Annotated in this window: 23 protein-coding genes; 20 read left to right on the top strand and 3 right to left on the bottom strand. The window is 61.9% G+C overall.

Annotated elements, in window-relative coordinates; all coding sequences use genetic code 11:
• Window positions 1-4 precede the first annotated feature (4 nt).
• On the bottom strand, window positions 5-736 hold the full coding sequence (locus C4J85_RS13575; RefSeq protein ID WP_124409891.1) for a hypothetical protein: 732 nt from the start codon (window positions 734-736) through the stop codon (window positions 5-7).
• Window positions 737-1,050: 314 nt separating this feature from the next.
• Here C4J85_RS13575 and C4J85_RS13570 point away from each other — a divergent pair, with 314 nt between their 5' ends.
• From C4J85_RS13570 to C4J85_RS13520, 11 genes are all read left to right on the top strand, one after another.
• Entirely contained in the window at window positions 1,051-1,443 is a 393-nt protein-coding gene (locus C4J85_RS13570) for a hypothetical protein (RefSeq protein ID WP_124409890.1), read from the top strand.
• Between the two features lie 59 nt (window positions 1,444-1,502).
• A complete protein-coding gene (locus tag C4J85_RS13565) occupies window positions 1,503-2,222 on the top strand; it encodes an ABC transporter substrate-binding protein (protein WP_124409889.1) in 720 nt (239 codons plus the stop codon).
• A 343-nt stretch (window positions 2,223-2,565) separates the two neighbouring features.
• Window positions 2,566-3,039, top strand: a complete 474-nt coding sequence (locus tag C4J85_RS13560) for an STY4534 family ICE replication protein (protein WP_124409888.1) — start codon at window positions 2,566-2,568, stop codon at window positions 3,037-3,039.
• A gap of 75 nt (window positions 3,040-3,114) precedes the next feature.
• Window positions 3,115-3,408, top strand: coding sequence for a hypothetical protein (locus C4J85_RS13555; protein WP_124409887.1), 294 nt, complete (start codon window positions 3,115-3,117; stop codon window positions 3,406-3,408).
• A gap of 163 nt (window positions 3,409-3,571) precedes the next feature.
• The gene (locus tag C4J85_RS13550) at window positions 3,572-4,063 is read left to right on the top strand and encodes a hypothetical protein (protein WP_218567703.1); all 492 of its coding nucleotides are present in this window, start codon (window positions 3,572-3,574) and stop codon (window positions 4,061-4,063) included.
• Window positions 4,060-4,695, top strand: coding sequence for a hypothetical protein (locus C4J85_RS13545; RefSeq protein ID WP_124409885.1), 636 nt, complete (start codon window positions 4,060-4,062; stop codon window positions 4,693-4,695). Before C4J85_RS13550 ends, C4J85_RS13545 begins: the two co-directional genes overlap by 4 nt.
• Before the next feature lie 3 nt (window positions 4,696-4,698).
• Entirely contained in the window at window positions 4,699-5,445 is a 747-nt protein-coding gene (locus tag C4J85_RS13540; protein ID WP_124409884.1) for a TIGR03759 family integrating conjugative element protein, read from the top strand.
• Complete coding sequence (locus C4J85_RS13535; RefSeq protein ID WP_124409883.1) at window positions 5,430-5,996, top strand: transglycosylase SLT domain-containing protein; 567 nt, start codon at window positions 5,430-5,432, stop codon at window positions 5,994-5,996. The genes C4J85_RS13540 and C4J85_RS13535 overlap by 16 nt, the downstream gene beginning before the upstream one ends.
• On the top strand, window positions 5,993-6,409 hold the full coding sequence (locus C4J85_RS13530) for an integrating conjugative element protein (protein WP_124409882.1): 417 nt from the start codon (window positions 5,993-5,995) through the stop codon (window positions 6,407-6,409). The genes C4J85_RS13535 and C4J85_RS13530 overlap by 4 nt, the downstream gene beginning before the upstream one ends.
• A 1-nt stretch (window position 6,410) precedes the next feature.
• Window positions 6,411-8,474 (top strand): type IV conjugative transfer system coupling protein TraD, encoded by a 2,064-nt coding sequence (gene traD / locus C4J85_RS13525; RefSeq protein ID WP_124409881.1) that lies wholly within the window; start codon window positions 6,411-6,413, stop codon window positions 8,472-8,474.
• Window positions 8,467-9,210, top strand: coding sequence for a TIGR03747 family integrating conjugative element membrane protein (locus tag C4J85_RS13520; RefSeq protein WP_124409880.1), 744 nt, complete (start codon window positions 8,467-8,469; stop codon window positions 9,208-9,210). Before traD ends, C4J85_RS13520 begins: the two co-directional genes overlap by 8 nt.
• A gap of 106 nt (window positions 9,211-9,316) precedes the next feature.
• On the opposite strand, the gene C4J85_RS28005 is transcribed toward C4J85_RS13520, so the two are convergent.
• Both C4J85_RS28005 and C4J85_RS13510 read right to left on the bottom strand, forming a co-directional pair.
• Entirely contained in the window at window positions 9,317-9,748 is a 432-nt protein-coding gene (locus C4J85_RS28005; RefSeq protein ID WP_372240635.1) for a GIY-YIG nuclease family protein, read from the bottom strand.
• 140 nt (window positions 9,749-9,888) lie between these two features.
• On the bottom strand, window positions 9,889-11,394 hold the full coding sequence (locus tag C4J85_RS13510; RefSeq protein WP_124409878.1) for a hypothetical protein: 1,506 nt from the start codon (window positions 11,392-11,394) through the stop codon (window positions 9,889-9,891).
• A 448-nt stretch (window positions 11,395-11,842) separates the two neighbouring features.
• Between C4J85_RS13510 and C4J85_RS13505 the strand changes: the two genes are divergently transcribed.
• The 9 genes from C4J85_RS13505 (at window position 11,843) to C4J85_RS13465 (ending at window position 19,294) form a co-directional block, all read left to right on the top strand.
• Window positions 11,843-12,193, top strand: a complete 351-nt coding sequence (locus C4J85_RS13505) for an RAQPRD family integrative conjugative element protein (RefSeq protein WP_124409877.1) — start codon at window positions 11,843-11,845, stop codon at window positions 12,191-12,193.
• Window positions 12,180-12,419, top strand: a complete 240-nt coding sequence (locus tag C4J85_RS13500; protein WP_124409876.1) for a TIGR03758 family integrating conjugative element protein — start codon at window positions 12,180-12,182, stop codon at window positions 12,417-12,419. The genes C4J85_RS13505 and C4J85_RS13500 overlap by 14 nt, the downstream gene beginning before the upstream one ends.
• 86 nt (window positions 12,420-12,505) lie before the next feature.
• Window positions 12,506-12,805, top strand: coding sequence for a TIGR03745 family integrating conjugative element membrane protein (locus C4J85_RS13495; RefSeq protein ID WP_124411187.1), 300 nt, complete (start codon window positions 12,506-12,508; stop codon window positions 12,803-12,805).
• Between the two features lie 7 nt (window positions 12,806-12,812).
• On the top strand, window positions 12,813-13,205 hold the full coding sequence (locus C4J85_RS13490; RefSeq protein WP_124409875.1) for a TIGR03750 family conjugal transfer protein: 393 nt from the start codon (window positions 12,813-12,815) through the stop codon (window positions 13,203-13,205).
• Window positions 13,202-13,861 (top strand): PFL_4703 family integrating conjugative element protein, encoded by a 660-nt coding sequence (locus C4J85_RS13485; protein ID WP_124409874.1) that lies wholly within the window; start codon window positions 13,202-13,204, stop codon window positions 13,859-13,861. Before C4J85_RS13490 ends, C4J85_RS13485 begins: the two co-directional genes overlap by 4 nt.
• Complete coding sequence (locus C4J85_RS13480; RefSeq protein WP_124409873.1) at window positions 13,858-14,697, top strand: TIGR03749 family integrating conjugative element protein; 840 nt, start codon at window positions 13,858-13,860, stop codon at window positions 14,695-14,697. The genes C4J85_RS13485 and C4J85_RS13480 overlap by 4 nt, the downstream gene beginning before the upstream one ends.
• The gene (locus tag C4J85_RS13475) at window positions 14,687-16,069 is read left to right on the top strand and encodes a TIGR03752 family integrating conjugative element protein (protein WP_124409872.1); all 1,383 of its coding nucleotides are present in this window, start codon (window positions 14,687-14,689) and stop codon (window positions 16,067-16,069) included. Before C4J85_RS13480 ends, C4J85_RS13475 begins: the two co-directional genes overlap by 11 nt.
• On the top strand, window positions 16,050-16,460 hold the full coding sequence (locus C4J85_RS13470) for a TIGR03751 family conjugal transfer lipoprotein (protein WP_124409871.1): 411 nt from the start codon (window positions 16,050-16,052) through the stop codon (window positions 16,458-16,460). Before C4J85_RS13475 ends, C4J85_RS13470 begins: the two co-directional genes overlap by 20 nt.
• Window positions 16,460-19,294, top strand: coding sequence for a conjugative transfer ATPase (locus C4J85_RS13465; protein WP_124409870.1), 2,835 nt, complete (start codon window positions 16,460-16,462; stop codon window positions 19,292-19,294). Before C4J85_RS13470 ends, C4J85_RS13465 begins: the two co-directional genes overlap by 1 nt.
• Window positions 19,295-19,606: the final 312 nt, after the last annotated feature.

Here is a 19,606-nt window from a genome sequence, read left to right as displayed (position 1 = left end):
ACAATCAGGAGGGCGTGCAATGCAAGGACGCATCTGCACGGCCTTGTGACTGTCGGTGTGACGCATCCTCGGCCACTTCAACCGCCGCGGCTGGCACCGGCACCGCAGCAGCTACCGGATCGGACGAAGACAACCGACTTGATGGCGATGCTCCCACCCCACCACTACCGTCAGCAATGACCGGACCAAGCTTGAACAAACGGTTGGCAGCACTCAAGCCAACCGACACCTTGACGGCCACGAAGAAGCTCATGAACGAAATCGGCAATAGCAGCCATGCATTCACGCTCTCATGCCTGGAAAGGTAGCCGTACACCAGCAGGAGTACGGTATAGAGGATCAGACCGATCAACGCAGCAAGCGCAGGCCAGAAGCGATAGTTCCTATCATCGTTAGCACGCGCTGTCCTTTGAAAGCGACTTCCGTCCTCGCAGACACGCACGAACTCGCGGGCCGACAGATAGTCCCTTAGAACCACAAACGCGCGATCCTGGTAGGCAAGTGCAAGACGCAACGCACGCGGATCCAAATTGATCCGCATGCCGAAGGCTTCACGGACATCCAGTACCAGCACCATGGGGTGCACCTTATTCCATGCCCCGGAAATCAACAGCTCGCGCAAACGCTGAGTCCGCTGATGAGAGAGGCTCGCTGAGTTGGTCAGCCAGGTGCCCAATAGCGTCAGAAAAGCGATCGCCAGCGGCACAACGATGGCTTGCCACACCTGAAATTCCATAAGTCGCTCCCTACCGTACGTTGAAGATAAACGGTGCCTACTTTCGCATGCTCAACCGCCGTAATCAGCTGAAGCATCGGTGCAGGTAAACAGGAAAGGAGCCACATCGGTTTGCCGGTGTCACATCGAGGCAGCCACACCCACGCTACCCCAAGCACTGCTGACCCGCTCAGCACCTGCCCAGGTAGCCCCAACCTTCAAGGCTACGACGCGGTGTTCACCGCGTTGGTCCAATGGCCTGTCCGCACTCCCACAGGCGCTCCCAACCCATCCAGCGGCCTACCCAGGCCGATACTGACTGGAGGTCGCTCCCCATGACTCCAACACTCTCCGATTCCGTGCTTGCGGAACTGATCGACACCTATCAACGCGACGCCCTCGCGCCGCAGCATTTTTTCAAAACCTGGCAGCAAGCCGTCCTGTTGGCCGGCCCCGTGTACTTCGGAAACGGCAAGCGTGCCAGCGCTACCGAAGCCCAGGACAAATGGGAACTGCGTCCGAATGTCCCGCTGATCGAATCCGCCATCGGCGCCATGAGCCATGGCGAACAGGTGTTCATCGCCGCGCTGGTCAGCGTCTACGACGACGAATCCGGCGGACGCCTGCTGCGTCGTGTCGGGGTTAACGGCTTGGCCGATTTCGGCGTGCTCGACATGCGGCGACGCACCCTGGTTGCCAACCTGATCATCCATTACAGCGGCTGGTAAGCCACCGCGGGACACCTCCCGCCGGGCGGTGTCCCTCCTCTATGCCCAGGAGTTCACCCATGGCTATCAACAATCATCCCTCTAATCCGTTTGCCCGCGGTTTCAACGACCTGCGCATTCAGCGCCTGTTGGCCGTCCTCTACGACGCGCAGGCGCCACTGTGCCACCTGCCGCCGCACCCATCGCAACAGCATCTGACGGATGACCAGCTTGCACGACACCCATGCTTGTTCAACGAGCAGCATGCGCTGATCGTCAATTCCAATGCGTCGATGGCGGCGCATGAAGACACCTATCCTCATCCGGGTATCGTGGTGCAGGTGATCTATGCAATATTTTCCCATGATCAGTCGCCGCCGATCCTGGTGGGCGACCACTACGCCGAGGCACTGGCCCAGGCGCGAATCCAGCACATCACGTTCGAGACCGGCCACTACAGCCGCTGCTGGGAAATCAGTACTGCGCATTTGCCGGATGCGGTCTGCGAAACACTGACCCCAGCCGCCGTCCCGGACGGGCTGTTGCTGGAGGCGTTCGAGCTGCGGGACAGCCATGCGTTCGGCGTCAAGCTGATTGCTACGCCCTGGACCGACAGCCATCTGGAGCGGATCGAAGGCTGTACCGCCGATCAGTTGCGCCAGCAGCAGTTGGATGCGGAGGTGCCGGTGGAGCTGGTCGACGTGCTGCACCTGGCCGCGCAGGCCGATGTACGCATTTTGATTTTCGATCCTGATGCGGCGCAGCTGGAGGGGCTGCCTACCTACGCCACGCGGCATTGAACCTCCCCGCGAAGCCTCGGTCCTCGGGGCTTCGTCGTTCGCGTTCAACGAAACCGGGGCGCAGTGCCTTGCGCATTGAGCCGCGCCACCTTGCCGTCACCGCGCCAGGCTGAGGTCATGTTCCGCCGACCCGCTCGGCAACATGCCCAGGTGGCCCCGATCTTCAAGGCCACGGCGCCCGGCGCTGATCCCCCGTTCGCGTCGCATCCTTGTGCGAACACCCGTTGTTGCAACGGTCGATGCCGCTCTTCCCCGCCAGCTCGACACTGGCAACCGACCCGTGGGGCCACGTCCCTACGGGACGTCTCCACGTTCATGTCCTATCGAACCGAAGGAGACTGTCATGTCCCAATCAACTGCCGTCGCCGGCGAGGCGACTTACTTCGATCTGCACACCCAGGGTTTGGGTTACCTCAACCGCATCCGCGAGGTCACGCCCAGCCGAGGCAAGGCGTTTTTGGCCTGCACCATCGCTGCACTCAATGGCCCGACCGAGTCACCCGAGTACCGCTACTTCGATGTCACCGTCTGCGGCGCTGAAGCCAGGCAACTGGTCAACCGCTACGCCGAGGCCGTCGAGCAAGGCCACAAAGTGCTGATGGGCTTTCGCCTCGGCGATCTGTGGACCGATCTGTTCCGCTACAGCCGTGGCGAAAAGGCCGGAAAAACCGGCGTCAGCTTGAAGGCGCGGTTGCTGTTTGTCAGTTGGGTCAAGGTCAACGGAAAGCTGGTCTATCAAGCCCGGCCCAAGTCTGAGGCCGAAGAGGCCGAGGCCACCCATCCAGCGGATGCACCGGCGACTGCCCAGTCCAACTAAACCCGCGTTCATTTCATCTATCCGACGGCGTCACGGCTTGCCGTGGCCTCGTCGTACGTTATGGAGGATTCCACCATGGAAACCGCATGCGCTAACGCCCCGCGCTTTTCGCCGGGCATGATCCTCGCTACGGCCGGGGTTCAAGCCCTGATCGAAAGCAGCTCCTTCGAGCCTCTCCCCTACCTGCTGCGCCACCTCAACGGCGACTGGGGCGATATCTGCCCTGAAGACTGGGAGGAAAATCAGTCCGCACTGGCGAACGGCAATCGCCTGCTATCGGTCTACCACGTCACGCCGGAGCTGACCCTGTGGATCATCACCGAGCGGGATCGGTCGGTGACGACGATGCTGCTGCCTGACGAGTATTGAACCTGAAAATACAACGGCCCCGATCAGGGCCGTTGTGCTGTTTGCCATCAAGCTTCAAGCCAAACAGCCGTCTGCACTATCGGGACACCGCACCTTGCTCATTCTAGGTGGCAGCGAGCATATCAAGACACGACGCTGCCCCATGAATGTCATGGAGCTCATCATGCTGATATGCCCGAACTGCTATCGCCCCATCATTGCCGCGTTGGCCGCGATGCTGGTCAGCGCGTGTGCCTCAACCACCAAGGAAACAGCGCCCTCCATCACACCAGCGCCGGCGCAGACCGGCGGTGATGCACGCGTATTTCTGCGCCAGAGTCGCTATACCCTGGTCGAACTGCGCCCCGACGCCAGGCAACAGATCTTGCAGCGGCAAATCATCGACCTGCGCATTCCGGCGACCAACGTCACCACTGTCGGCGATGCCATGCGCTATGTGCTGCGCCGTTCGGGCTACCAGTTGTGCGAGGGTGACCCGGTACTGGCGACCTTGTGGGACCTGCCCTTGCCGGCGGCGCATGTGCAGCTCGGTCCATTGCCATTGAACCAGACTCTGCAGCTGTTGGCCGGAAATGCATGGCGCCTTTCGGTGGACGAACGCGAGCGGCGGGTGTGCTTTATCGCCGGCCCACTTAACGGGGAGGTTCGGCCATGATTCCGACGCACCTCAACCGTTCGCGGCTGACCCGCGTGGTAGTCGTCACATGGTTGGCCCTGCTCAGCATCGCGCTGGTGGTGCTGACCGTTTCCCTGACCCGCCTGGAGGCACAGCGCCGCCAGGACGCCCCCGATACCCAGATCGCCGAACTGCAAACCCGCGCACTCGAACTGGAAGCATTCCGTGCCTCCGTTGAGGCAGCACCGGCCGTAGTCACTGAAAGCGAGTTTCAGTCGATGCGCGACCACTGGCAGCAACAGTGGGACACCCTCGACCAGCGTCAGCAGGATCTCGCCAGCGCCACCGACCTGCCCGCCCTGAAAAGCCGTCTCGACGCCTTGGTTCAACAGATCAACACAGCCAAACCTGTCGCGACCAAACCGCCCTCCCGTGCTGCAAAGCCACGCGCTGTTTCCTCTGCCCCGACCTTCCAACTACTGGGCATCGAGTTGCGCGGCGGCGAACGTTTCCTGGCGATCCAGCCCAACGACACAACCGGCCTGGCCGCGATTCGCCTGCTCCGGGTCGGCGATGCCGAAGGTCGCTGGCAACTCGTAGCCCTGGAGCCCGGCAGCGCGCAGTTCAGGATCGGCCGACAAACGCAGCGCCTGCCGCTGCCGCAGGAATAAACCATGGCCTCGCCAAATATCTCCCGTGCCTGGCCCGCAGTCGCAGTGGCAGCACTGGCAGCCCTGATGATCGGCCCGGCCTCGGCGCTAGCCGGTGATGAAGCCAGCAGCGAAACCCGTCTCAGCCAGCAACGTAACAGCCGCGAAACACGGAGCGATGAACAACAGGCCAAGGACTGGGGCCTGCGTACCGAAGACTGGGCGCGCTACCGACAGTTGCAACAAGGCCCGCTGGGCATGTACTCGCCCAACCTGGACCCGCTGACTGCACTGGGTATCGAAGCCCGCAATGATGAAGAGCGCAGGCGCTTTGCCGAGCTGCAGGTACGGGCCGAGTCGGCCCGCGTCACCAAGGAACTGGCCTATCAACGCGCCTATGACCAGGCCTGGAAGCGGCTGTACCCAACACTGCAATGGGTCACCCTGACCGCAGCCGCCAACAGCAGCCCGGTGCGATTGCAAGGCAATGGCCGCCTAGCGCTGTTTATCGAAGACAACTGCATGGCCTGCAACCTGCAGATCAGGAAGCTACAGGCGACAGGGAGCGAGTTCGACCTGTACATGGTCGGCAGTGAAAACGACGATGCCCGCCTGCGGCAATGGGCGCAGCGGGTGGCGTTGGATCCGCGCAGCGTGCGCGAACGCCGCGTCACCCTCAATCATGACGCCGGGCGCTGGGCCAGCCTGGGCGTGACCGGTGAGCTGCCGGCGCTGGTGCGCCAGGTGGACGGACAATGGCAACGCCAATGAGCCGCCATGGCGCGATATTGGTACTGGCTGCCGCCCTGCTCGGCACCGCCGGGCTGACGGCACGGGAACTACCGCCACCAGCCTATCAACTGGCGGCCGCACAGGCACAAGTGCCGCCAAACCTGCTGTACGCCGTGGCCTTGCAGGAAAGCGGCCGCGCCATGAACGGGCGCCTGGTGCCGTGGCCGTGGACGCTGAATGTGGCCGGGAAATCTCGGCGCTACGGCACCCGCCGCGAAGCCTGCGCTGATCTGCGCGAGGTCTTGCAGGTCACCCCCGCAACACGGGTGGATGTGGGCCTGGGGCAACTCAACGCAGGCTATCAACGCCATCGCGTGCGCCAACCCTGCGAATTGCTGGAGCCATACCGCAACCTGCGCCTGGCCGCGACCATTCTGCGCGAACAGTACAACCCCAACCAAAGCTGGTTGATGGCCGCCGGGCGTTATCACCGCCCCGCCGGCGGCGCACCGGCCGCTCGCTATCGGCAACGGATAGGCAAGCATCTGGCAAGGCTGGAGGTCACCGAGTCATCCCGGAGAACGCCATGAAACACTTTGCCCTATTATTGGTTTTGTTGGTGTCCAGCCTTGTACTGGGTGCAGAGCTCGAGAACCCGCCGGAGGTACCGTACGACGAAGCCGCGCTGCTACCGATCCGCTCCCCCTCACTGCGCCCCGGCCCTGTTGAACCGCGCGCGGTCAACCTGCCCGGTATCACCGCGCTGTTTCTCATCGGTGACGACCCGCGCTCCCATGCCTGGCTGCAACAACGCCTGCCCGACCTGCTACGCCTCGGCGCCGCCGGGCTAGTGGTTAATGTCGAATCTGCCCAAGCGCTGCAAGCCCTGCGCAACCGCGCCCCCGGCCTGAGCCTGACCCCGGTGCCCGGCGATGACCTGGCCGCCCGCCTGGGACTGAGCCGCTACCCGGTGCTGATCACCGCCACGGCCATCGAGCAATGACATGGCCCAGACCGTCGAAGTGCTGCTGCGCCCGGCGGTGGAGCTGTACACCGTGGCGATCTGCGCCAGCAGTGCGCTGTTGTGCCTGGCCGCGCCTTGGGCAGTGGCGCTCAACCCGCAACTAGGGTTGGGTGCCGCGTTTGGGTTTATCGTGTTCGGCGCGGTTCGTCTCCAGCAGGCCTGGGTGATCCTGCGCTATCGCCGCAACATCCGCCGCCTGCCCCGCTATGCCCTGCGCGACGGCCAAATTCCGGTCAGCCATGAGCGACTTTTTCTCGGTCGCGGTTTTCGCTGGGAACCGCACCACACCCACCGCCTGCTGCAAACTTACCGCCCGGAATTCCGACGCTACGTCGAGACACCCCTGCGGCTGCGTTATGCCCGGCGCCTGGAACAGCGCCTGGAATTTGCCCCCCAGCCCTGGCCGCAACTGGCACGCGTCACAAGTTGGGACCACCCGCTGAACCCAGTGCGCCCCTTACCTGCCGTGGGTGGCCTGGCCCGTCTGCATGGCGTTGAACCCCATGAAGCCGAGGTCAGCCTGCCGCTGCGCGAGCGGGTCGGCCACACCCTGGTGCTCGGTACCACCCGCGTCGGCAAGACCCGCCTGGCCGAACAACTGATCGCCCAGGACATCCGCCGTGGCGAGACCTGCATCGTTTTTGACCCCAAGGGCGATGCCGACCTGCTCAAGCGCGTGTACCTGGAATGCCTGCGCAGCGGGCGGCTGGATGCCTTCTATATGTTCCATCTGGGCTGGCCCGACAGCTCCGCGCGCTACAACGCTGTCGGCCGTTTTGGTCGGATCACCGAGGTGGCCAGCCGCATCGCCGGGCAGCTGTCGAATGAGGGTAACAGCGCCGCGTTCCGCGAGTTCGCCTGGCGCTTTGTCAACATCATCGCCCGTGCCCTGGTCGAACTGGGCCACCGCCCGGACTACCTGCTGATCCAGCGCCATGTGGTCAACATCGACACACTGTTTATCGAATACGCCCAGCACCTGTTCGCCAAGCGCGCGCCCAAAGCCTGGGAGGCCATCGTGCAGATCGAAAGCGGCATAAACGAACGCAACATCCCCCGCCATATGCTCGGTCGCGACCGCCGGGTGGTGGCCATCGAGCAATACCTGACCCAGGCGCCGCTGTTCGACCCGGTGCTCGAAGGCCTGCGCAGCGCCGTGCGTTACGAACGGACCTTCTTCGACAAAATCGTCGCCTCGCTGCTGCCGCTGCTGGAAAAATTGACCAGTGGCCGCATCGCTCAATTATTGGCACCGGACTACGCCGACCTGAATGACCCACGGCCGATCTTCGACTGGATGCAGGTGGTACGCCAACGGGCGGTGGTCTATGTCGGCCTGGACGCCTTGTCCGACAGCGAAGTCGCCGCTGCGGTCGGCAACTCGATGTTTGCCGACCTGGTCTCCGTGGCCGGCCATCTGTACAAATTCGGGCTGGACGACGGTTTGCCCGGCGCCGCAAACCACCCGACGGCCCCGATCAACGTCCACGCCGATGAGTTCAGCGAATTGATGGGCGACGAGTTCATCCCCATGGTCAATAAAGCTGGCGGCGCGGGCGTACAGGTCACCGCCTACACCCAGACCCTCAGCGACATCGAAGCGCGCCTGGGCAACCGCGCCAAGGCCGCCCAAGTGGTGGGCAACTTCAACAACCTGATCATGATGCGCGTGCGCGAGACCGCCACCGCCGAACTGCTGACCAAACAACTGCCCAAGGTCGATATAGCAAGCATCTCGCCGATGAGCAGCGCCACCGACAGCTCCGATCCCCACGGCCGCACCGCCTTCACCTCCAGCAGCATGGACCGCATCACCACCACCAGCGTGCCGCTGCTGGAGCCGGCGCATATCGTCGCCCTGCCCAAAGGCCAGGCCTTTGCCCTGCTAGAAGGCGGCACCCTGTGGAAACTGCGCATGCCACTGCCGGTCCACGAACCCAACACCGGCCTGCCCGACGACCTGCGCGCCCTGGCCGAACAAATGCGCCGCCAGTACAGCAACGACGCGCCGACCTGGCACGCGCAAGCTTGCGGCCATGCGTGATCCTGCCAGCGTCGCCCAACAGCAACAAGCGCGCCAGCAAGGGCTGGTCATGGGTCTTATCACCCTGCCGTTGCGGTTTATCGGTGTGTTGTTGGGCTCGTTGCTGCTATGCCTGGTGATTGAACTGGTCGGTATGCACCTGTTCTGGCCGGAGCAAGGTTGGCGGCATGCACAAGGGATGATGAACTTCGAACTGCAGCAGCTTTCGTCCCAGTTCACTCGTAGCGTGGTGGTGCAGGAACCTGGCCGTAGCGCCTACCGGCTGGTGACCTGGCTGCATCAGACCCTGCTATTGAACAGTGGCCTGCTGGACTGGTTGACGAGGATGAACGACCAAGCGAAAGCCGCCGATACCACCTCGGGATTCAATGCCAGCCTGGCTCAGACCGTGGTTTATCTGGAGCGGTATGTACTGGCGGCGTTCTACACCACTGCGACGTTCCTGCTGCGCCTGCTGGTACTGGCCATGACCTTGCCGTTGTTTGCCCTGGCAGCCTTCACCGGATTGGTGGATGGGCTGGTGCGGCGGGATCTGCGGCGCTTCTGTGCAAAGCGGGAGTCGGCGTTTCTGTATCACCGGGTACGGGCGGCAATCCTACCGCTGGCTGTGCTGCCATGGATGACGTATCTGGCCTTGCCGGTCAGCATGCATTCGGCAGTGATCCTGCTACCTGCAGCGATGGTGTTACTGGTCGTGGTGGATTTGACTGCTGGGAGCTTCAAGAAGCACTTGTGAGCATTTCCCCATAACTCAGGCATCCTCGAGATAATTACAAATTTCGACCTTGGCAGTGATGCAAGCCATTGATTAAGTGAGTGGAAAATCTGCATGAATGAGTTATTCAGAGGATCTCTAGCCTACCCAACGCGCATACAACTGCAACATCCGCTTCAGTCAGGGAAAACCATTCATTACGAACCCGCTTACCCGCGAACTGGGCGTGTAGAGCAAATTCGTCTTGCCGCGCATTCGTAGAGGAAAATTGATGAAGAAGAATAAGAGGCTCGGGGTTAGCGCACTGCAGTTGTCGCATCCTCCTAGGCACTGATCGTGACGATCCGATCTTGCAGTAGCCCATAGCGGATTGCACCAGGTAGACGAAGCCAAATCGATCATTGATCTCGGGCGAATGTGGCACCCATTTACCTATGTATTTCTGCCAACCCGGCCAATCGGATGTGCCGTATTCCCCACTTCCATCAACGAACTTTGCCTCCCAAGCATGAAGGTACTCACGCTCACCGATTGATAACGCGGAATAGCATCCGACCATTGCCGCCGCGTACTCAAGGAAAGACATACCCATAACTGCTGTGCCTCGTACTGGATAGGCGCTGCGATCCAGCGGCTGTAGCAGACCCGGCCCCGCTGAATACAGCAGGCCAGATCATGCATGGACAATTATAACAACGCCTACGTACTTTCAATCCGAGCAAGGAATTCAGCCATATGTGAACTTCGTGAGCGAGCCGCCTCTACCCCCTCCATGGTTACCGTACCGGAGTCCAAGAGAGCCGATAGCTCGTCTTCCCATCGAAGGACTCGGCGAGACCTGAAAAAAACATCAAAGTCGTCCCAATCCATTGGTGTTCTACCCTCGATGCGCCCTCTAAGGAACAAGTCGCTTACAACAGAGGCCCCTCTCTCACCGTCGATCTGAAATAGGCCAAAAACAGCGACAATTCTCTGCAAGGCTTCGATTTCGCGAGGGCCACTCTTCGCAAGCAATTGCATGGCGACATCTGACACATCGTGCCCATGAGTAGCACCGATGAACAATACATCGTCATAGCCAAGCCATGCTTCTCCGTTCAGGTAATGCGAGTCGATCAACATGCGTCGGTAGCCCTGCGCATAAGCACTTTCAATAGACGGCAGGAACGGCAGCTGTTTGATCGGGTCCGGCACCATCCAGTCTTTCGCTGGTGTACTACGGTGTCGTAACATGATGCGGGCCGCTGGTCCAGCATGCTCTGTCAGTGACAATGCCGCCGAGAGTTGTTCATAAGCCGTGTGCTCAATAATCTTTGATGCAGCTAACAGCACCATGCCGCTCGTACATGTAGCGAGCTCAAGACGCAACGGCTCCAAGGCCATCTTTGGAATTGCTTCCATATATTCTAGAGCCCGGATCAGGGGCGGCTTAGGATAGCCTCTCGCGAATGGCTCCCTTGCCCGTAGTTCACCGTCATCACTTACGACACCCCGCAACGCCATACAGATATCAGACTCACCATTCCCAATGTCCCTGACCATGAGATCAACATCCTCACAGAGACGATCAGGAGTAGGCGTATCGACTAAAATTGCGACGCGATGCTCGGAGTTGAGTGCGTGTAAACACGCCATCTCCAATCGTTCTGCGGAGTCCTTCCATGCGGACTGATCCAGCCGGACTGGACCAACTACCAACAAGGTTCCACTTGGCAAACGGTCGATCCCTGAGGACCATAGACCATACTCACCTATGTCGATGCTACCCTCCCATTCACTGGCAGCCTGCTCGGCATAGACTAATCCTCCATCGGTTGCTTCTTCATAGCTCAGAAGCAACGCATTGATCGCCTGCTGTGAAGTTGTCACATATACTCCGGACCTTGGGCCACTTGGCCAAATCTGCAACAAGCTTCGTGCAACAGCAACTCCATCCCGAGTCTCGACAAGCAATTCGAGCAGCTCCTTGGAGCCGACCTCCAGCGAGAATTTTTTGTTGATTCGGTAAGCAAGTCGCGAGGAAGAAGTTGCGTTTACTTCACAGATGGCAACGCGTTCAGGAAAGGCTACTACTTCAGGCCAGTCACGCAAGCCTGGCAAAGCCGCAATCAAATCTAGCGCCTGACTGTGGCCTACCAAACAAGACGATTGCTGAAGCAAGTCGCGAACACGACCAGCCAGCAGCTTGAGCTGCGAAATGTCCATTGCTGTTCTCCTGGGCGCTGTAACCGGTGCACGCGTTGCGGATCGCCCATGGAAACAATGGCTTCAGGATGGGTTCTGCTATGTATTCCGTCTTCGTCGTACCCCGTGGGGCGCGTGCGGCAGGCGACGGCAGCCGCAGCCAATATACCCCGCGCCGGTCCAGGTTGGAATAGTCTCTGACACCAAGCTATGGACTCTCATCGCTTCCCAAGTCTGACCATAACATGCTAGGTCGGATGCTAAGCACCGCATGGGTGCTGGCCTAAGCTTCAAGCCCCTCTAGCCGTCATGGCTGGTATTTGGATGCGATCAAACTTCCGGATCAGCCCCATTGAAACCCCGCCCCTCATTGCCGCTATGACATAGCGGTCTTCAAACATCCCTCATTGTTCGCAGCACCACGTTTGAGATGAACGCAGCATCTACTCCACTTCAGGGGACGCAGCAGATGCCGCAACATCACCACCATCGTCATTGGCAGGGCCAACGGGTCATACTTTGCCTGCTGCTGTTCCCAGTACTTTCGCTCTCTTCAGACAGGGGCCCGGAGCCTGCTCGCCTGACCGCCCTGCTCCGCCAGCTAGACCAAATCGAACGCCAGGCCGAAGCCAGCGCCCGCCTCCCCCGCGACGACGCCTCGCGCTACCACTTCGACTACACCCGCTTTCGCGATGACGTACAGCGCATGCGCCAGGGCATCCGTGACTACCTAAGCCCGCAGCGTGCCCAACCGCGCGACCCGCTGCGGTTGTCCGGGGACTACCGCCGTGAGGCCGAGGCCCGCCATGAGCCTGAGTAACGAGCAAAGCACCGCCTTCCTGGCCCACGGCGGGTTCACGCCGGGTGCTACTGCGTCGCTGTTGATTGCATTGGTGTTCGCGGTATTGCTGGTGTGGGGCGTGTGGGCATTGCGCACGGCGTATGTCGGCTGGGCCGAGCACAAGCTGACCCAGCGTCAGTTGCTCGGGGTAGTGGTGCGTTTTGCTGCCATGTATGTGGTGCTGACCTATTTCCTGCTGCCATGAACGAGGCTGCCATGAAACGTTGCGATCAAAAATCTCCTCTCGTTGCGCTGGCCGTGGCGTTCGGCGATGGGTCGTCGGCGACGGCAATGCTGATGTCGCCCGCACGGGCACAAGGTGCCCTACCCAGCCTGGAAGACCCCTCACGCGGGACCGGCGATGGCATTCTTTCGACGCTGCAAAACTACGGCTACGACATCGTAATGCTAGTGGCACTGCTGGTGATCGCCTCGATGTTCATTGGCGTCTGTTACCACGCCTACACCACCTATTCGGAGATCCACGCCGGGCGCAAGACTTGGGGCCAGTTCGGGCTGACCGTGGCAGTGGGTGCGTTGTTGCTGGTGGTCGGCATCTGGTTGCTGACCCAAGCCACCGGGATTTTGTGAGGCCCCCATGCATAACGCATCGCGCCCCGATCAAACCCTGACGTTTTTACCCCATCGCCTGAACCGTCAGCCGGTGGTGGTGCGTGGGCTGACCGCCGATGAGCTATGGGCCTGCACCGGGCTAAGTGCCATGCTGGGGGCGCTCACTGGACTGCCGCTGGCCTGGCTGAGCCGCAGCGTGGCGATGGTGCCGACGCTGATGCTGATCGCAGTGGTGTGCGGGGTGTTTTTCGGCGGCGGCTTGTTGCGCAGACAGAAGCGCGGACGGCCGGATGCTTGGCTGTATCGGCAACTGCAATGGAGGCTGTGCCGGCGCTATCCATCGCTGGCTCGCTACGTTGGTGGCGAGCACTTGATCCTGCGCTCGGGCGCCTGGCGTACACGCCGGAGCCAGCCATGAGCCGCTTCAAGAATGAGGTCACGCACCTACAGGCCCATGTGCGCACCTTGCGCCTGGGCGGGTTGGCGTTACTGGTGCTGACGGCGCTGTTGGCGGTCGGCTGGTGGAGTGCGCCGCGTGACTTGACCATCCACATTCCGCCGGATCTGCGCTCGGGCAGTGTGCGCAAATGGTGGGAAGTGCCGCCCGGCACGGTGTACAGCTTTGCGTTCTACATCTTTCAGCAGCTCAACCGCTGGCCCACCAATGGCGAAGATGACTACCCACGCAATATCCGCGCGCTGTCCTCTTACCTAACCCCGGCCTGCCGGGTGTTTCTGCTCGACGAAGCCGGGCGCCGGCGCGACAGCGGCGAGCTGCGCCAGCGAGTGCGCGGAGTCTACGAGATTCCCGGCCGCGGCTACGGCGACAACCCGAAGAGGCGGGTCAAGGCCCTTTCCGATGATGACTGGATCGTCACCCTGGACCTGAGCGCCGATGAGTATTACGGCGCCGAGCAGGTCAAGCGGGCGCTGGTGCGCTACTCGCTGAAGGTGGTGCGGCTGGACATCGACCCGGAGCGCAACCCCTTCGGCCTGGCGCTGGACTGCTACAGCGAAGCGCCGCAACGCATTGGCCGCAGCCCTGATGACAACAGCGAGGAGCCCGCCCCATGAAACGATTGCTGTGCAGTGCTCTGTTTCTGCTGGTGAGCCCACTGGTCAATGCGGTGGAGATTCTGCGCTGGGAGCGTTTGCCCTTGGCGGTGCCGTTGCAGGTCGGTCAGGAACGCATAGTGTTTATCGAGCGCAATGTGCGGGTCGGCCTGCCTGTGGTAGTGCAAGGCAAACTGCGCGTGCAAAGCGCCGGCGGCGCGCTTTACCTGCTGGCGAACGAGGCTATCGCGCCCAGCCGCCTGCAGCTGCAGGACGCCGACGACGGCACGCTGATCCTGCTGGATATCGCTGCCGAGCCGGCCAAAGCCGGTGAGCCTCCCCTGGAGGCGGTGCGCATTGTCGAGGCCGACAGACCGTCGCCCCGCAGCGAGGGTGAGTCCCCGGTTCCAAGCCCTGCCCCACCGACACCGCTGCCCGTGGCACTGACTCGCTATGCCGCGCAAAGTCTGTATGCACCGCTGCGCACGCTCGAACCAGTGCCCGGCGTGAGCACGGTGCCCCTGCGCGATGACCTGGTACTGGACACCTTGATGCCGGAGCTGCCGCTGACCTATCGCGCACTGGCCGCGTGGCGACTGGAAGACTTGTGGGTCACTGCGGTGCGGCTGCGCAATACCTCGCCACACTGGATTGAGCTTGATCCGCGCCGCCTGCAAGGGAATTTCGTCAGCGCAACCCTCCAGCATCCCGACCTTGGCCCCAAGGGTGACGCGACCGACACCACGGTTCTGTATCTAGTCACCCACGGCCATGGTATGGCCGGGGCGCTGCTGCCGCGCATCAGCCCAGTGGACGCGGCGCTGAACCTGCCCCGGAGCCGCGACAATGAAGAGTAACGGCCTGCTCAAGTGGCTGATGCTACCGCTGATTTTGCTACTGCTATACGTAGGGGTGAAGTGGGCCGGATCGTCGCGGGATGACACGGGCGAAGGCAATCGCGTCGAGCCTCTGAGCCGCGATGAAATGCAGGCGCTGGGCATCGAAGGCGACACCCCGCGCGATACGGTGGCCACGCTGGTCGCGCAGGTCAAACAGCTGCGCGGCGAGTTGCAGGACGCACTGAAAAGCAATCAACAGGAGAAGGCAGAGAACGAGCGGCTGCGTCAGCGCGAAGGCGCCATTGAACAGCGCGTCCAGAGTGCGTTGCAGGACGGGCGCGAGCAACTGAGCGAGACCCAGCGCCAGACCAGCGGGCTGATCAAGGACTTGCAGCAACGCCTGGAATCGCTGGGCAATACCGACCTGCCGGTTGGACTGGGGCTGGAGGGCGGTGATGGGGTGGATGTGCAACGCGATCAATTGCTCTGGATCGAGCCGCAGGACGGCCGCGACTCAGCGACCAAGCCGTCCAAGCCGCAGGCCTTCCCCACCTCGTTCGGCCTGGCCCAAAAGCCACTGGAAGACACCGCTGCCCGGCTCGACAGCGCGACCAAGGCGTTGCGTGAAAAAGCCGCACTGCAACCGGTATATACCGTGCCGGCCAATGCCACGTTGATGGGCTCGGTCGCGATGACCGCGCTGATCGGCCGCGTGCCGGTGGACGGCACGGTCAACGATCCGTATCCGTTCAAGGTGCTGATTGGCCCGGACAATCTCACCGCCAATGGCATCGACCTGCCGGACGTGGCCGGTGCGGTGGTCAGCGGCACCGCGTCAGGGGATTGGACGCTCTCGTGCGTACGCGGCCAGATCCGCTCACTGACGTTCGTGTTCCGCGACGGCACCGTGCGTACAGTGCCGTCGAAAGGCGCCAAACGCGAAAATGGCGACGATGAGCAGAACAGCGACACCCGTCAGGGGCTGGGCTGGATCAGCGATCCGTACGGTATTCCCTGCGTTGCCGGTGAGCGACGCAGCAACGCCCAACAGTATCTGGGCTCACAGGCGCTGATCACTGCCGCCGGGGCCGGCGCGGCCTCGCTGATTCAAGGCAACAACAGCATGACCTACACCAGCCTCGGCAATCCGCTGGGCACGGTGGGCATCACCACCAACGAGGCACTAGGCCGAATTCTGGCTGGTGGCGTGCAGGAGATGGCGCAGTGGGTCAACAGGCTCTACGGCCAAGCGTTTGCCGCCGTGTATGTCCAGCCCGGCGCCAAGGTTGCGGTGCACATCGAGCGGGCGATCACGGTCGATTACAACCCGAGCGGACGCCGGGTCGATCACAACCGAGGAGGGAGCAGTCATGTCGTTGAACTGGACTAAATCAGGGCTTTTGTTCGCGCTGCTGGTGCTGGGCGGCTGCGCCACCAACCCGGAGAAGGTGCTGCCCCACGGCGATGCCACGATGCTGGATATCTGGAACCGGCAAACCGACGGCGGCGCTTCGACGCGCCGCCTGCTGGACGCCCGCCAAACGCTGCGCCGCCCCTTGCAGGCGCCGGTGTCGATGGTCGATCAGACCGCCTACACCCGTAGCGCACAAAGCGAGATCTACCGCCAGTTTCAGCGCCTGCCCAACCCGGACTTGGTGATGTATGTGTTCCCGCACCTGGCCGGCAGCGAGTCAGTACCGGTGCCCGGCTACAGCACGGTGTTCCCATTGTATCAACGGGTGCACTACGCCCTGCCCGGCGAGCGGGTCGAGGATTACTGATGAAACGCGCACGTCGTCGTCCGGGGAATGCCTGGCAGCGTCATCTGGCACCGCTACGCGGCCTGGGCATCCCCGCACCGGGCAGTGACGCCACTCGCCGTCCTGCCACCCGCGCAGACGAAAATCAGCTGTATATCGCGCCTTCGTCCTTTGTCGATATGTTGCCCTGGGTCGAGTATTTGCCCGACTCGCAGAGCCTGCTGCTGGACGACGGTCAATCGGTGGCGGCATTCTTCGAACTGAGCACCATCGGCACCGAGGGTCGCGAGTCAGACTGGCTATGTTCAGTGCGTGACACGCTGGAAAACGCCTTGCAGGACAGCTTCCATGAGCTGGACCAGCAGCCATGGGTGGTGCAGCTCTACGCCCAGGACGAGACCGATTGGGACGAGTATCTCGCCGGGCTGCGGGCTTATATGCAACCACGGGCGCAAGGCACCACGTTCAGCGAGTTCTATTGGCGTTCCATGCAACATCATCTGCAAGCCGTGGCCAAACCCGGTGGGCTGTTCGAAGACACAACCGTCAGTCACCTGCCCTGGCGCGGCCAACGCCGCCGTACGCGGTTGGTAGTGTACCGACGCACAGCACGCACCCCATCACGACGCGGCCTGCCACCGGAAGCGGCGTTGACGGCCGTCTGTGAACGCCTGATCGGTGGGCTCGCCAACGCCGGCGTCCACGCCCGCCGCCTGGATGCCGCCGCGATCCATACCTGGTTGCTGCGCTGGTTCAATCCCGCACCCGACTGGCTGGGTACAGACAGCGAGGCGCGGCGGTGTTTCTATCGACTGGCTAACCTGCCCCCAGCCCCGGATGCCGATGAACTGGAAATGGCCAGCGGCAGCGACTTTGCCCAACGCCTGTTCTTTCGCCAACCGCGCTCGGATACCGAGCACGGCGTCTGGTGGTTCGATGAACAACCACATCGGGTCATTACCCTGGACCGGCTACGCAGTCCGCCCGGCATTGGCCATCTGACCGGCGAGACCGCCAAGGGTGGCGATGCGCTCAACGCGGTATTCGAACAACTGCCGGAAGACACCGTGCTGTGCCTGACCCTGCTCATCACCCCGCAGGATAGGCTGGAAGCCCAGCTCAACCACCTGAGCCACAAATCCGTAGGCGACACCCTGGACTCACAACAAACCCGCGAAGATGTCGACCAGGCGCGCAGTTTGATTGGCCGCTCGCACAAGCTCTATCGGAGTTCGCTGGCGTTCTACCTGCGCGGCCGTGACCTGCTGGAGCTGGACGCACGCGGCCTGCAACTAGCCAATGCCTTGCTCAATGCCGGCTTGCAGCCGGTGCGCGAAGAGGATGAAGTGGCGCCGCTCAACAGCTACCTGCGATGGCTGCCGTGTGTGTTCGACCCGGAGCAGGACAAACGCCAGTGGTACACGCAACTGATGTTCGCCCAGCATGCGGCCAACCTCGCGCCGGTCTGGGGCCGCAGCGAAGGCACCGGCCACCCCGGCATCACCTTGTTCAACCGTGGCGGCGGGCTGATCACGTTTGACCCGCTGAACCGCCTGGATCGGCAGATGAACGCGCATCTGTTCCTGTTTGGCCCCACTGGCTCGGGCAAGTCCGCCACGTTGAACAACCTGCTCAACCAAGTCACCGCGATTTACCGGCCGCGCTTATTTATCGTCGAAGCAGGCAACAGCTTTGGCCTGTTCGCTGACTTCGCCCAACGCTTGGGCCTGAGCGTGCATCGGCTCAAAATGGCGCCTGGTGCTGGGGTCAGCCTGGCACCGTTCGCCGATGCTCGCAGGCTGGTAGACAGCCCCAATCAGGTCAAAACCCTGGACGCCGATGCGCTGGATGATGAAGACAGCGATGCTACGCGCGAAGATGAACGTGATGTGTTGGGCGAACTGGAAATCACCGCCCGGCTGATGATCACCGGCGGCGAAGACAAGGAAGAACAACGCCTGACGCGCGCCGACCGCAGCCTGATTCGCCAGAGCATTCTGGATGCCGCCCATCACTGCGCCAACCAGCAACGCACGGTGCTGACCGAAGACGTGCGCGACGCCCTGCGCGCCATGGGCCAGGATCTTGCCTTACCCGAATCTCGGCGCGTGCGCCTGTTGGAAATGGCCGATGCCATGGATCTGTTCTGCCAAGGCAGCGACGGCGAACTGTTCAACCGCGACGGCACGCCCTGGCCCGAAGCCGATGTGACCCTGGTCGACCTGGCCACCTATGCCCGCGAGGGCTACAACGCGCAGCTGTCGATTGCCTATATCTCGCTGATTAATACGGTGAACAACGTGGCCGAACGCGACCAGATGCTCGGCCGCCCGATCATCAATGTGACCGACGAAGGCCACATCATCACCAAGAACCCGTTGCTGGCGCCCTACATAGTCAAAATCACAAAGATGTGGCGCAAGCTCGGCGCGTGGTTCTGGTTGGCCACGCAAAACCTGGATGACCTACCCAAGGCCGCCGAACCGATGCTTAACATGATCGAATGGTGGATCTGCCTGAGCATGCCGCCGGATGAGGTGGAGAAGATCGCGCGTTTTCGTGCGCTGACCCCGGCGCAAAAAGCCTTGATGCGCAGTGCATGCAAGGAAGCGGGTAAGTTCACCGAAGGGGTGATCCTGTCCAAATCGATGGAGGTACTCTTCCGCGCGGTGCCGCCCAGCCTGTATCTGGCCATGGCGATGACCGAGCCAGAGGAAAAACATCAGCGTCATCAGTTGATGGGCTCGCATGGCATTGATGAGCTGGAAGCGGCGTTCCGGGTCGCAGCAGAGATCGATCGTCTGCGCGGCATCGACCCGGCGCCGCGAGACTTGCCAACCGACCGGACAGGCTGATATTGGCCGAACCAACAGGAACGACGGCATCAACCCTGTCGTAGGCTCTCACATAATTTCTCTCCCCCTGAATGACCGGCCGCCAGGCCTTTCGCAGGGCAATCTTTTCGTCTTCGACCAACCCCTGATGAACGAAGACCGCCACGACATCGGTAGCAACAGTGGCTACTGCATCAACACCTTGCCAAGCGTACACAGTCAATGCGAATGGACGCTGTTTTCACTAACGCCGCAGGCACAGTCGAAGGCACTCTGGTCGTGGCAGGGCAAGAGCATAAGGTGGGCCCGTCGTTGGTGGCGGGGATCGGTAGC

Source organism: Pseudomonas sp. R4-34-07, from assembly GCF_003852375.1.
Lineage (GTDB): Bacteria > Pseudomonadota > Gammaproteobacteria > Pseudomonadales > Pseudomonadaceae > Aquipseudomonas.
This window is presented reverse-complemented; position numbering and strand designations above follow the sequence as displayed.